Here is a 12888-nt window from a genome sequence, read left to right on the forward strand (position 1 = left end):
TGATCCATTAAGCCCCGGGGCTCCGGGCTTGCGATGTGTCGGACAGGGGGCCCGCTTCGGGAGGTCCCATGGCGATCACCCTGAACGCTGGCCTGCGCCGCGAGTATGAGCAGCTGTTCGAGAGCTGCCGCATTCGCCCCGAGCGCATGGCCGAGGTCGAGCGCACCATCGACAAGCTGGTCCAGCACCGCGCCCGCTACGACACCGTGACGGCGCGCCGGGGCGTGCCCTGGAGCTTCGTCGCCCTGGTCCACAACATGGAGTCCGGGGGCAATTTCTCCTGCCACCTGCACAACGGCGACCCGCTCACCGCCCGCACCGTCCAGGTGCCCGCCGGGCGGCCGAAGCAGGGCTCACCGCCCTTCACCTGGGAGGAGAGCGCCGCCGACGCCATGGCGCTCAAGCAGCTGGGCGAGCGCACCGACTGGAGCCTGGCGGGCCTGCTCTTCCAGCTCGAGCGTTACAACGGCTGGGGATATCGCCGCTACCACCCGCATGTTCTGTCGCCCTATCTCTGGAGCTTCTCCGAGCACTACCACAGCGGACGCTACGTGGCCGACGGTCGCTGGTCCGAAACCGCGGTGTCGAAGCAGTGCGGCGCGGCGGTGGTGCTGCGGCGCCTGGCCGAGAAGGGGCTGGTGGATTTTACCGACCGGCCCCGCGTCACCCTCTACGCCGCCACGGATGCCGAGCCCGCCGCACGCGAACCGCTGGTGCCGCGCCACACCACCCGCCGCACGGCCGATGCCGAGCGGGCCGAACACCTGCAGCGCTGGCTGAACACCTTCCCCGGCATCTTCCTGAAGGTCGACGGCATCCCCGGTGACAACACCTCCGGGGCCTATCGCACCGCGACCGGTCACTACCTGCCGGGCGACCCCCGGGCGGGTCAGGACCCACCGTGCACGCAGGCCATCTCGTCGTAACGCCCGGTGACCAACGACTGAAAGCAGGGCGAGCGCTCCAGCAGGACGCCGCCGATCCGGCGAAGGTCATCCACCTGCTCGGCGGGCAGGTCGAAGGTCGTCGGCAGGCTCAGGTAACGCTTCCGTTCCGTTTCATCCTCCAGTTGGTCGAAGCCGACATAGATGCGGTACAGCTCGACCTGGTGCATCGCCTCCCCGGGGGGCGCCTGTTCCCGCGACGCGCGCTGGGCGTCGGCCCGGGTCCTCATGGCCTGCCTGAGCAGCTCGACCGTATCGAAGGAGTAGTTGACCATCGGCGTCGTCGAGATGGTGCTCACCACCTTGGTCAGCCCTGGCGCCCGGGGCGAGGTGTCGAAGTCCGGCGCCTGCTGGGTCTTGGCATCGACGACGATGACGACGAGCTTGTCGATCTGCTCCAGGTTCATCCTGGTCAGCACGCTCCAGGGCAGGTCGCTCGAGCGCAGGGCGGTCAAGGGCAAGCGCAGGCCGATATTGTCCGAGACACCGCCGTCCAGGAGATGCACGTAGCGCCGTTCGGGCGCCTGGTAGGTCCTCAGGCTGCGTGCCCGGTAGTAGCGCCGTGGATTCGAATCGAGATCCCGCAATCCGCTCGAGACCCAGGTCGGCTCCCGGTAGTCGCACCGGCCGGGATAGCTGTTCAGGGTCAGGGGCGTGAAGGCGATCGGGAAGTTCGACGACGCCGCCACGGCGCGGGAGAGGGTCACGCCGTTCAGGTCGGCGCACAGGGGGTCGAACTGGGACTGGATGAAGGTGAAGGTCGCGCCCTTGGCCATGTCGGTGGCGTTGATCAACAGGAAGGGCTTGCGGCCACGCGCGGCCAGGTCGCCGAAGTCGGCGTCGTCGAACAGCAGGTCCTGGTAGACCTCGTCGGCGATGTCGATGCGGCCGAAGGTCGGCGAGAGCAATCGCGCCCAGTTGTAGGGGTTGAACAGCTGGCCTTTCAGCCTGGCCTCGACGTTCTTGTAGAGGAAGTTCGCCTGGAAGCGGCCACCGGGTTCGAAGATCTCATCCCCCTGCAGGGCGTAATAGGCCGACGTGAAGCTGCCCCCGGACACCGAGGAGATGACGTCGACCTCCTGCAGCAGGTTGCGGCGCTCGCCGTCGATCTCGACCCAGGAATCCCGCAACGTTTCCAGCACGCCGTAGGAGAGCGCCGCGGCACGGGTGCCGCCGCCGGAGAAGGTCAGGATCACGAACAGGTCCTCGCCGCTGCCGGCGTCCTCCAGGTTGGCGTAGCGATAGCCCGACGCGGCATCGACACGCTCGAGCTTGGGGGTCTCCGGGAAGGAGGCGCAGCCCCCGAGCGACATCAGCGGCATGGCCGCCACCAGCATCCAGGCGAGGGCGGTGTGTCTCATGCGTCCGTGTCCCTGCGGGTGAATTCGATGATCAAGGGGGCCGTGGGCAGCGTGCCGGTCACGTGGAGGTCGAAGTGGTCGGGCTCGAAGTTCTTCATCGAGGGCCCCAGGGTCACGATGTGATGGCCCGTCTCGACCTGGAACACCCGATTCGTCCAGGCCGCCGCCACGCCGTCGATCCAGACGAGCCGCCGGGTGGGAAATACGACCTTGAGGTACTGGTCCATGGCGTCCCTCCCTGCCGGGGCAGATGGTGTCCGGCAGTTGCTGCGCTGCAGGGCACTGTCTGAAAAGTCGGCGAGCGCAGACAGTTTTCGGACAATGCCTAGGCCTTGTACTCCAGGGCGAAGTCCAGGATGCGGGTCCTGCCCAGCCACACCTTGCCCAGGTAGACCCCCGGCTCGACCTCGCGGATCTCGTCGCGCACGGCCCGGAAGAAGAAGGAGGTGCTCGAGTAGTCGATGACGATGGTCTCGCGGTCGTCCATCCAGCTCGGCGCCCGATAGACCTTGGCGACCACGAAGGAGAGGCTCAGCGGGGTGACCTTGTTGACCAGCACCCCGGCCGAGCCGTCCTCGGCGAACATGTCGAACACCTTGCCCTGCCAGGCGAACAGGCGGGCGAAGTGGGCGTAGGCCCGGGCGAGGGCGCTGCCGGTGACGATGGGCGTGCCGCGGGTATCGCCGTTGGGGATCGCGCCCGGCTCGGCCCGCCGGTAGAGCTCGTCGAGCTGGTCCCGGGGCATGTCCAGCCATTGCTGCACGGTGGTGCTCATCGCGGGGTCTCCTCTGTCCGTCAGGGCGTCTCGTCGACCGAGAGCGTGGCGTTGTGGGTGGTACGCAGCTCGCCCGCGGCCTGGTAGAGGTCGCGCCGCATGCGGTTGATGCCGCCCAGGGGGCGGTGGGCCGGGTGGGTGTTCCAGGGGTTGAAGACCAGCGACTCGCAGCGCGCGAGGGCATCCGGGGTGTCGATCTCCTGGCGCGGCAGGCTGAGCCGCGCCACCGGCCGGAAGGGCGAGGCGTCCTCGTCCCAGGCCACCGAGGCGTCCTCGATGGGCATCGCTTCCGGGTCGGTCTGGAACTGCACCATGAAGGTCAGGCAGGCCTCGCCCCCGCCCAGCTGCGCGGCCATGGCGTTGCGCAGGTAGTCGGGGTCGTCGCCGTCCGCGCCATCGCCGTTCGGCGCCGCCTCGCCGTCACAGGGGCGCACGGCATACTTCACCGCCGAGGTCTCGTCGTCGCCGTAGCGGTAGGGGGTGGTGCTGTAGTAGCCGATGGCGAGGGGGCTGTCGGGCCGGCTGCGGGCGCGCAGCGCGATCCACAGCGACTTCGGCTGCGGGGCCAGGGGGTTGAGGAAGTACCACCACAGGCGGTCGTCGGCCACCGCCGAGACGAAGCGCTGGAAGTCCTCGGGGGTGCCGGCGAACAGCGCCGGGTGGCTGTTGAACAGGAAGTCCTGGTGGCCGCGCGAGCCGTCGACGCCCTCGGCGCCCGCCACACCGAAGAGCCGCACCGACAGGCCGCGCAGGTCCTTCACGCGGTCGTCCTGCTGGGTGGCATTGGCGAAGCGCAGCAGGGCCGCGTACTCGCCGGGCTCGGCGAACAGCCCGCGGGCCAGCTCGCCGGTGTGGGGCGGGACCTCGAAGGTGGCGCGGGCGCAGGCCACCGTCTTGGGCTGGTTGAAGCGCGGAATGGGCGTGCCCGCCGCCCGGTGGCGCTGGCCGATCTCGAGGATCCGCACCGTCATGGCCCGCTCGAGGGTCGCCTCGTCGGGGGCGATGCGCTCCTCGCCCAGGGCGAGCTCGGGGTCGTCGCTGCAGCCGGCGACCAGCCCCAGCCCCATGGACAGTGCCAGGGCCAGCGTGCCGACGGCGTGCTTACCGGGCGAAGGCATCATCGTTCTCGGCCCCCGGGCGGGGCGTCCACTCCAGCGAATAGTAGTCGCCGCGCGCCCGCGCCCAGGGGTCGAAGACGTTGACCACCGGGTCGAGCTCAGCGGCGAGTTCCGGCACCGTGCGCTGCAGCACCCGCTTCATCGGCGAGACCGGCTGGCGGTGGCCGTTGCTGGTGGCCGTCTCCATCACCACGCCGTCGGGGCCGTTGTGCATCACCCAGTCGTGGCCCAGTTGGGTGTAGAACTCGGGGCGGAAGCTCGAGGTGAAGAAGCGGTCGCTGAACAGGCGGCGCGAGGCGTTGAGGATGAACACCACGAACTGGGTCTCGGAGATGGCGAAGCCGTGGGGGCGCACCGGCTCGGCGAGCCAGCCGACCACGGCGTCGACGTCCTCGATGTTGTCGACCAGGGTGCCGTCGGGGTGGCCCAGGCAGTCGTCGGGGTAGTGTCCCGCGGCGTCGCGCTGGGCGTGGGAGATGACCTTGCCGGCATCGCAGACGTGCTGGCCGTAGACCTCGCGCATCTTCGCCACCAGCGCCTCCTGGCGGCGGCGCTCGGCGGAGTCTTCCGGCAGGCGGGCGTCGATGAAGTCGTCGAAGCCGGTCAGCTGCTTGAGGCCGTACTGGCGGCGGAACTCGTTGAAGCGCGGCACGCCGCGTTCGCGGTCGCGAATGATGTCCAGCGCGGCGATATCCAGCTTGCCGGTGTCGGTGCCGAGGTGCGGCATGTCCAGGTTCTGCAGGAACTGGCCGTGGTTGCCCAGGGTCAGCAGGCCCAGGCGCTGGCGCCCCATGCTCAGCGCCCAGTCGGCGAGGCCGTGCTCGTGCAGCAGGTCGCTGGCGCCGGCGCGGAACCCCTCCAGCGCCGGCACCTTGCTGTGGATCCGATCCGGCGCGCCGAGGTCGCGCACCTCCAGCAGGTCGGGCACCAGCGGGTGGAGGCGATAGACGGTGATGAACTCCTCGGGGAAGTTGAACGGCGAGCCGAAGTGGTTGATGCCGCCGTTGACGTGGTCCGGGTTCTCCAGCGACCAGATGTCATCGCGCCGCCCCCGCAGCTTCGCGAACAGCGAGCCATCCGCGTAGCGCTCGCTGCCCAGGCCGAAGATCCCCGGGCCGGCCGCCAGCACCGAGTACCAGGCGTTGGCGTGGCGCTCGTCGTCGGAGGCGCGCAGCCGGTCGAGCACCCGCGACAGGGCGCTCTCCATGAACGCATGCTCGTGGAAGAGCCCGCTCCAGTTGGAGTTCATGCCGCGGTAGAGCGGCTCGTCGTAGAGCAGCTGGGGGGTCCACTCGATGGTGTGGATCTTGGCGATCATCGCCGCGACCACCAGGCGTGCGGCCTCGAACAACTCGTCGTCGGTCACATCCCGGTAGCGGATCACCCGCGCCGGCTCGGCCGGGTCGCGCAGCCCCGAGTCGGCGTCCGGGGTGGCGGCGGCCTGCTCGCGGAAGGCCGCGACGAAGGCGTTGTGCTCGCGGGCGAAGACGTTGTGGTAGAAGGCCATGCCGACGGTCCAGTTGTCGGGGAAGGCGGCGGCCTCCTGGCCGGCCCAGGCGGGGTGGATGCGCTCGCACGCCGCGTCGTCGGGGGCGACGTCGCAGCCGGGGCCGAAGCGCGGCAGGTAACCCGGGCCGTGGCCGTCGTTCGCCACCAGTTGCAGGCGGGCCGGGTCCTCGGGATCGCGCTTGACGCGGCTGGCGCTGACCTCGTCGTAGCCGTAGAGCTGCGAGGCGTCCCACCAGGCGGTGACGTGGTTGTTGAAGGTGCGGTGGGCCCGTGTCAGGTACTGCTTGCCCTGGTGATCGAAGGCCTCGGGGGCATCGGCCTGGGCGACCAGGCTGGGCTGGAAGGCGTCACCGGGGCGGCAGCCCAGGGCGGCGGCCGCGTCGTCGGGCAGGCGGCAGCCCGCCGATTGCAGGCCCGTGCGATCGTTCTCGCCCTCGTTCAGGTGCGAGAACCAGTCGTGGGTCATGAACTGGATCCAGAAGGCCGCCAGCACGTTGAAGAAGGGCGCCTGGTGATAGTCGCAGTGCGCCTCGGCCGCGTGGCCGGGCAGCCCGCGGCCCTGGTTGCACAGCTCGGGCCGCGACTGCTCGCGGGTGAACAGCTCCCGGCTGATGCGCTGGGGGTCCGGGGTCATCGGGCCGAGCCGGTCGCCGTGGCGGGCCCGGGTCAGGTCGGTGTGCCCCGCGTCGGGGAAGGTTTCCGCGAACTCGACGTTGCGGGCGAACAGGGTACCGGTGGCGCCCATCAGGGGGTTGCGCAGGTCGTTGCAGATGCCGGTCAGGGTGCGGTGGCGGATCAGCTCGCCCCGGCACAGCTGCTCGGCGTCGCCGCCCACGGCTTGGTACTCGGGGTGCTCCGGCGGCAGGCGCATGGCAGCCCAGCGGGTCAGGGTGCTGCCCGGGGCGCCGTCGCGGCCCTGCACGTAGTCGCGGTAGGTGGCGTTGTCGAAGAGGTTGAACTTGATCAGCTCGACCCGCTGGTACTCCAGGTCGATCAGGGCGCCGTCGATGCCGCGGTCGTTGGGGTTGAGGTGCACCCGCTCGCTGAGCCCGCCGACCAGGGGGCGCAGCCAGCCGTCGTCGTAGTTGGCGTTGCGCGAGGCGCCGGCGCCGGTGGCCCAGTAGTGCTGCCAGTCGACCCAGGGGGTGTCGCGGCCCAGGGCCTCCACGGCGCGCTTGCCGCCCCGGCACAGGGCGGTGTCCTCCTGCACCTTGCCCAGGAAGCGGTCGGCCCGGTCGTCGGGCACCTCGCGCAGGCCGCCGGCCACCAGGCGCTTGCAGGCGCGCAGCGATGACCAGGTGGCCAGCCAGGAGGGCTTGTCGGCCTCGGGGTGGAGCGCGAGTGCCTCGTCGGCGGCGAGCCCGGCGCCGGGGGCCGCCAGCCATGCCAGCAGGGCCGTGGCGGCGAGGCCGTGCCGATGGCGGCGGAGAGGCGAGGGGCGAGAAGGGGTTCCCACGGCGGGGGAGCCCGGAAGCGAAGGTGACATGCCGCAATCCTCCCTGGGGAAGCGCACCGGGGAGCGGGGCTCCGGGGGCGATTCCGTCTAGATCGGCGATGAGACGCAGGAAGTATAGTCAACGCTTTTCTTACGCTGCCATGTTGAAGTCTGACTAGACTGCGGGAAGAAAGGGTTATGCCGGTATAGGACGAGCGGGGGACCGGGGTGTGGGTGACCGGGGCACCGGCGCAGGCAGTTTCCGGGCATGGCCCGGACTCTAGTTCGAAAAGTCGGCGAGCGATGGCAGTCCTCGGACAGCGTCTAAGGATGGAGCGATGATCACCCAATCAGCCCTCAACCTGGTCATGACCGTGCGCCCCGGGCACGAGGCCCCGCTGCGGGCCCTGCTCGACCGCCTGCACGAAGACCCCGACGGCAACGCCGTCTTGCCCTTCGCCCGCCTCGCAGGGGTGCATTTCGCCCGGCTGGTACTGCTCCCCGAGGCCCACCGCCGCGGCGGGCGCCGCTACCCGCCCCAACTGGTGCTGACCACCAATGTCGACGGCGACCTCGATGCCCACCTGGACGAGCTCGTCGCGGTGGGCGGTGAGGGGCTGCGCGAGTTGCTTTCCCACTGCCGTGACTTTCCCGACGACGCCTCCGAGGCGCAGGTTCGCGCCTATCTCGCCGACCACCGCCAGCGGGTGGGCGCCTTCTACGTCAATACGCTGGGCCGCAGCCTGGCCCAGATCAGCCTGGAGGCCCGCCTGCACGAGGCCCTGCAGCGCCACCTGGACGCGGGCGACTGGCAGGACAGCACCCCCGCGACGGTGCGCCGGGCGTTGATCCGCTTCGTCGGCGAGCGTGACGACCTGCGCGAGGCGCTGACCCCGGCCCCCGGTCCCGATCGCTGGCGCTGGCTCGGGGGCTGGCTGCTGCTGGGCGCCATCGCCCTGGCCGGGCTGGTGGTGGCCGTGCTGCTGTTGCCGCTGACCCTGCTGGCGCTGCTGCTGCTGCGCCTGCACGAGATGGCCAACGCCCCCCACAACCGCCGCCCGCGGGATACCCATATCCGCCGGCTCGAGGCCGACGAGGATCGCGGCGTGCACAACCAGCTCTCCGCCGTGGGCCATATCCAGGCGGGGCCCTTCCGGCGCCTGGTGCTGCACATTGCGCTGTGGCTGCTGCAGCTCGCCGCCTCGCGGGTCTTCTACCGCGGCAAGCTCGCCGAGATCGACACCATCCACTTCGCCCGCTGGGTGATCATCGACGAGGGCCGGCGGGTGTACTTCTTCAGCAACTTCGACGGCAGCCCCGAGAGCTACCAGGACGACTTCATCGAGCGCGTCGCCTTCGGCCTCAACCTGGTGTTCAGTAACGGCGAGGGCTGGCCGCGCAGCCGCTGGCTGCTGTTCGGCGGCGCCTCCGACGAGCAGGCCTTCAAGGCCTACTACCGCGACCACCAGGTGCCCACCGCGGTGTGGTACCGGGCGCCGGCGCTGGCCGGGCTGACGGCGGTCAACCTGGCCAACAACGCGGCCATCCGCGCCGGGCTCTCCGGCTCCATGAGCGAGGCGCAGTGCCGCGCCTGGTTGCAACGGTTCTGACGCCATGCCTGCATCCGATACCCCTCTCGACCTCGACGATATCCAGGGCATCGTGCTCAGCGGCTACGGCGAGCTGCCCCAGGCCGGCTTCCTGATGCTGGCCTTCGGCGAGCCGGGGCGCGCCCGCGACTGGGTGGGCGAGGTGGCGGCGGGTATCGAGAGCGCCGCGGCGGGCCGCCCCGGGGGTGGCCAGCGCCTGCACCTGGCCTTCACCTGGGCGGGCCTCGAGCACCTGGAGCTTTCGTGGCAGGCGCTCAAGGGCTTCTCCCGGGAGTTCCGCGAGGGCATCGCCGGTTCCCCCCGGCGGCGGCGCATTCTCGGCGACGAGGGCGACAGCGCCCCCGAGCGCTGGCAGTGGGGCGGGCCGGCGAGGGCGACGATCCATGCCGTGCTGATGGGCTACGCCGCCACCCCCGAGGCCCTCGACGGCCTGCTGGCCGACCAGCGCCAGGCCCTGGCTGCGGCCGGCATCGAGGTGGTCGCGGCGCTGGAGAGCCAGCCGCTGGCCGACGGCCGCGAGCATTTCGGCTTCCGCGACGGCATCTCCCAGCCCAAGCTGGCCGGGGTCAGCACGAGCGACGACCCGCGGCAGTTGGTCGCCCCGGGGGAGTTCATCCTCGGCTACCCCAACGCCCGCGACCAGCTCACCATGCGCCCGCTGGTCGACCCCATCGAGGACCCTGACAACCTGCTGCCGGAGGTGGCCGAGGACAGCGACCTGCACGACCTGGGGCGCAACGGCAGCTACCTGGTGTTCCGCCAGCTCGGCCAGGACGTGCACCGCTTCTGGTCCTGGCTCTATGCCGCCACGCCCGACCGCGAGGCGCGGCTGGCGCTGGCGGCCAGGATGGTCGGCCGCTGGCCCGACGGCGAGCCGCTGGTCAAGGCGCCCCAGCGCCCGGCGGGCGAGGGCACCGACAACGATTTCGGCTACCACCACGAGGACGCCGACGGGCTCAAGTGCCCCCTGGGCGCGCATATCCGGCGCACCAACCCCCGCGACATGCTGCCGCCCAAGCCCGGCACCGAGGACTCCCTGGCGATCAACCGCCGCCACCGCCTGCTGCGGCGCGGACGCGCCTACGGGCCGCCGCTGGCGGAGAGCCTGGCCCCGGACGACCTGCTCGCCGCCGACGACGATGGCATCGAGCGCGGCCTGCACTTCCTGTGCCTGAACGCCGATATCAGCCGCCAGTTCGAGTTCGTCCAGCAGACCTGGATCGACAACCCCAACTTCGCCGGCCTGCACGCCGACACCGACCCGCTGGTCGGCGCCCGGGGCGAGGGGCGGGCTACCTTCACCGTGCCGGGCGAGCCGGTGCGCCGCCGCCATCACGACCTGCCGCGCTTCGTGCGGGTGCATGGTGGCGCCTACTTCTTCGTGCCTGGCCTGCGCGCGCTGCGCTACCTGGCTGCGCCGCCGCGGCGGCTGACCTCCGAGATCAGCGCCCCGGCCGCGCCGGCCATCCTGCTGCCGGATACCTGGTGGCTGCGCACCGGGCGCACGCTCAACCGCGCCCTGGAGACCGGCGTCTCGCTGTCGCGGCGCGCCACCCGGCTGCGCAACGGCGTCGACCGGCTGCTCCAGCAACCGGCCACCGACGCCTTGCAGGGGTGGATCCTGAGGCGCCGGCGCAAGTACGCCATCGACGCCGACTTAGCCATCGCCGAGGAGCGCCGCCTGGCCGGCGAGGGGGAGGTGACCCGGCGCATCACCGAGCAGATGAGCGACTTCCTGCTGCGCACCTACCGCCAGGGCACCGCCGAGCGCGCCGGCAACACCAAGACCTACGGCCTGCTCGCCGCCGAGTTCGAGGTGCTGGAGCTGCCCGACGAGCTGCGCTGCGGGCTGTTCGCCGAACCGCGCCGCTACGAGGCCTGGGTGCGCTTCGGCGGCCCGGGGCCGCGGGTGACCCCGGACATCCGCAACAACGGCGTGCTCAGCCTCGGCGTCAAGGTGCTCGGCGTGCCCGGCGAGACGCTGCTCGACGACGAGGCCCACACCCAGGACTTCTCGGGCATCAGCGCGCCGACCTTCACCACCCCCGACGTCTACGAGAACGCCAAGCTGCAGCGGCTGATCGGCGCCGGCCTGCCGATCTGGTACTTCCTCAACCCCTTCGACTCCCACTACCTCGACATGCTGCTCCAGGCGCTCTACGCCAAGGCCCACGGCAGCCCCTTCGAGGCGAACTACTGGAGCTGCGTGCCCTACCTGTTCGGCAAGGGCAGGGCGATCAAGTACCGCTTCGTGCCGCTGCTCGAGCGCCGCTCGCAGGTGCCGCTGCCGGCCCCGGACGACTACCTGCGCCGGGCCATGGTGCGCACCCTGGGCGAGGTCGACGAGGTGGTGTTCGAGCTGCGCATCCAGTTCCAGGAAGACCCGGTGACCATGCCCATCGAGGACGCCTCGGTGATCTGGACCTCGCCGGAAATCCCCGTGGCCCGCCTGCGCATCCCCCGCCAGGCATTCGACACCCCGGAGCGCGACCGCCTGGCCCGCGAGCTGACCATCAACCCCTGGCACGCCCTGCCCGAGCACCGCCCCCTGGGCAACCAGAACCGCGCCCGCAAGCTGATCTACTACGAGACCTCGCGGGTGCGCCAGCGCATCAACGGCGAGCAGCACTTCGAGCCCTGAGCGGCGCTCAGCCGAAGGTGCCAGCCCCCTACGACTTTTTTCTCAAGATTCGGCTACGCATGCCGAAGCATCCTTTAGTAAGCTTGTTGTAAATGAATGTTTCCAATCGGATTCTAATGTTACCCCGTTGGAGACGCCGGCGGCCTGCGACCGCCAACAGGGGAGGGGGCTGGTGAGCGGCACCCCTGGGCGGTAGCGTGCCTGGTCGAAAATTTCGCCCTCGATTGGCAAGGCACCGGTTTCTCTGGGAGCCAGGCTCCGCCGGGCGATCGGCGCCGCAGGCACCCCGACGCGGCCGTCCCGCAACATGCTACCGGCACGTATCCCACGGTATTTGTGCCGGCTCACTGATCACCAATCAAGCCACTGGTTTCTGTAGGAGCCAGGCTCCGCCGGGCGATCGGCGCCGCAGGCGCCCCGACGCGGGCCGTTCCGCAACATGCTGCCGCCACGTATCCCACAATATTTGTACCTGCGGATTAATCATTGTATAGGCGTCAAGAGCCATGGATTCGTCACTAATCATCAATGAAGCCACTAGGGTGCTGTGGTGGCTGATTCCCCTACTCATTCTAATCGGCGTCTTCAAGTCCCCATGGTTCAAGGGGATTGTCGGAGAAACCTTGGTCAAGATGGTGGCCAAGTTCCGGTTGTCAGCGGAGACATACCATAGAGTCCATAACGTCACGCTTCTAACACCTGACGGTACAACCCAGATCGACCATATCTTTGTCTCCCGATTCGGTATCTTCGTCGTGGAAACAAAAAACATGAAGGGGTGGATCTTCGGTGGTGAGAAGCAGGCGCAATGGACTCAGAAGCTGTATCGAAAATCATTCAAGTTTCAGAATCCACTGCGTCAGAACTACAAGCACGTCAAGGCCTTGGAAGCCGCGCTTGATGTTCCCTCGGACGCCATCCATTCGGTTGTGGTATTTACTGGTAACTCGACATTCAAGTCCAAGATGCCAGCGAACGTCACAGTCGGTGGCGGTTACGTCAATTATATAAAATCGTTCCGTGAGGTAGTGCTGTCGGAGGCTCAGGTTCAGGATGCGTTGAAAAAGATCCAGACGGGTCGGCTGTCACCTTCTCGCGAGACGCATCGTCAACATGTGGTACAGCTCAAGGCTCGCTCTGACCCGAGTGCTGATCGGAAATGTCCGAAGTGCGGTAGCAGCATGGTGTTGCGCACAGCCAAACGAGGTACAAGTGCTGGAAAGAAGTTCTGGGGGTGCTCAGCGTATCCCCAATGTAGGATGATGCAGAATGTCATCTGACATGGGAGTGGATGGAAGGCTCGGCTGCTCTCGACCCGAAGCGGTCATTCCGACAAAGGCAGCAAGCTCGTTCATCCGTGTTATGCAGCATGCGTGGTGATCGGTGTTATGTAGCCGAGCTATACTTAATTTTGCGTATTTTCAGTAGATTAGGAAGCAGGCGACGTGCGGTATAACATTGTTGAACGCGCAGGCGCGTTAATCCGATATCAGAG

At 68.9% G+C, this 12888-nt stretch carries 9 protein-coding genes; 4 read left to right on the forward strand and 5 right to left on the reverse strand.

Annotated elements, in window-relative coordinates; translation table 11 throughout:
* Positions 1-68: 68 nt before the first annotated feature.
* Positions 69-926 carry a hypothetical protein gene (locus tag C1H66_RS20595; RefSeq protein WP_102629746.1) on the forward strand — a complete coding sequence of 286 codons (858 nt, stop codon included), beginning with the start codon at positions 69-71 and terminating at the stop codon, positions 924-926.
* Here the strand turns inward: C1H66_RS20595 and C1H66_RS20600 are convergent.
* The 5 genes from C1H66_RS20600 to C1H66_RS20620 form a co-directional block, all read right to left on the reverse strand.
* Positions 890-2305: a patatin-like phospholipase family protein gene (locus C1H66_RS20600; RefSeq protein ID WP_102629747.1), complete on the reverse strand. Its 1416-nt coding sequence runs from the start codon at positions 2303-2305 to the stop codon at positions 890-892. The two genes, C1H66_RS20595 and C1H66_RS20600, sit on opposite strands and share 37 nt — an antisense overlap.
* Entirely contained in the window at positions 2302-2532 is a 231-nt protein-coding gene (locus C1H66_RS20605; RefSeq protein ID WP_102629748.1) for a hypothetical protein, read from the reverse strand. Before C1H66_RS20605 ends, C1H66_RS20600 begins: the two co-directional genes overlap by 4 nt.
* 98 nt (positions 2533-2630) lie before the next feature.
* Complete coding sequence (locus C1H66_RS20610; protein WP_102629749.1) at positions 2631-3080, reverse strand: hypothetical protein; 450 nt, start codon at positions 3078-3080, stop codon at positions 2631-2633.
* A 20-nt stretch (positions 3081-3100) separates the two neighbouring features.
* Positions 3101-4198 carry a catalase family protein gene (locus tag C1H66_RS20615; protein WP_146010751.1) on the reverse strand — a complete coding sequence of 366 codons (1098 nt, stop codon included), beginning with the start codon at positions 4196-4198 and terminating at the stop codon, positions 3101-3103.
* Positions 4182-7193: a peroxidase family protein gene (locus C1H66_RS20620; RefSeq protein ID WP_102629751.1), complete on the reverse strand. Its 3012-nt coding sequence runs from the start codon at positions 7191-7193 to the stop codon at positions 4182-4184. Before C1H66_RS20620 ends, C1H66_RS20615 begins: the two co-directional genes overlap by 17 nt.
* Positions 7194-7480: 287 nt before the next feature.
* On the opposite strand from C1H66_RS20620, the gene C1H66_RS20625 reads away from it, so the two are divergent.
* The 3 genes from C1H66_RS20625 (at position 7481) to C1H66_RS20640 (ending at position 12673) form a co-directional block, all read left to right on the forward strand.
* Positions 7481-8752 (forward strand): hypothetical protein, encoded by a 1272-nt coding sequence (locus C1H66_RS20625; protein ID WP_102629752.1) that lies wholly within the window; start codon positions 7481-7483, stop codon positions 8750-8752.
* Positions 8753-8756: 4 nt separating this feature from the next.
* Entirely contained in the window at positions 8757-11393 is a 2637-nt protein-coding gene (locus tag C1H66_RS23090; RefSeq protein WP_205738713.1) for a hypothetical protein, read from the forward strand.
* A 506-nt stretch (positions 11394-11899) separates the two neighbouring features.
* Positions 11900-12673: a nuclease-related domain-containing protein gene (locus C1H66_RS20640; RefSeq protein WP_102629753.1), complete on the forward strand. Its 774-nt coding sequence runs from the start codon at positions 11900-11902 to the stop codon at positions 12671-12673.
* The last annotated feature ends 215 nt before the right edge of the window (positions 12674-12888 follow it).

It is taken from the genome of Halomonas heilongjiangensis, assembly GCF_002879645.1.
Classification (GTDB): Bacteria; Pseudomonadota; Gammaproteobacteria; order Pseudomonadales; family Halomonadaceae; genus Halomonas; species Halomonas heilongjiangensis.

Coding starts and splice junctions, on each gene's coding strand:
- C1H66_RS20620 (WP_102629751.1), bottom strand. CDS start 7,193: ATGTCACCTTCGCTTCCGGGCTCCCCCGCCGTGGGAACCCCTTCTCGC.
- C1H66_RS23090 (WP_205738713.1), top strand. CDS start 8,757: ATGCCTGCATCCGATACCCCTCTCGACCTCGACGATATCCAGGGCATC.
- C1H66_RS20605 (WP_102629748.1), bottom strand. CDS start 2,532: ATGGACCAGTACCTCAAGGTCGTATTTCCCACCCGGCGGCTCGTCTGG.
- C1H66_RS20595 (WP_102629746.1), top strand. CDS start 69: ATGGCGATCACCCTGAACGCTGGCCTGCGCCGCGAGTATGAGCAGCTG.
- C1H66_RS20610 (WP_102629749.1), bottom strand. CDS start 3,080: ATGAGCACCACCGTGCAGCAATGGCTGGACATGCCCCGGGACCAGCTC.
- C1H66_RS20625 (WP_102629752.1), top strand. CDS start 7,481: ATGATCACCCAATCAGCCCTCAACCTGGTCATGACCGTGCGCCCCGGG.
- C1H66_RS20600 (WP_102629747.1), bottom strand. CDS start 2,305: ATGAGACACACCGCCCTCGCCTGGATGCTGGTGGCGGCCATGCCGCTG.
- C1H66_RS20640 (WP_102629753.1), top strand. CDS start 11,900: ATGGATTCGTCACTAATCATCAATGAAGCCACTAGGGTGCTGTGGTGG.
- C1H66_RS20615 (WP_146010751.1), bottom strand. CDS start 4,198: ATGCCTTCGCCCGGTAAGCACGCCGTCGGCACGCTGGCCCTGGCACTG.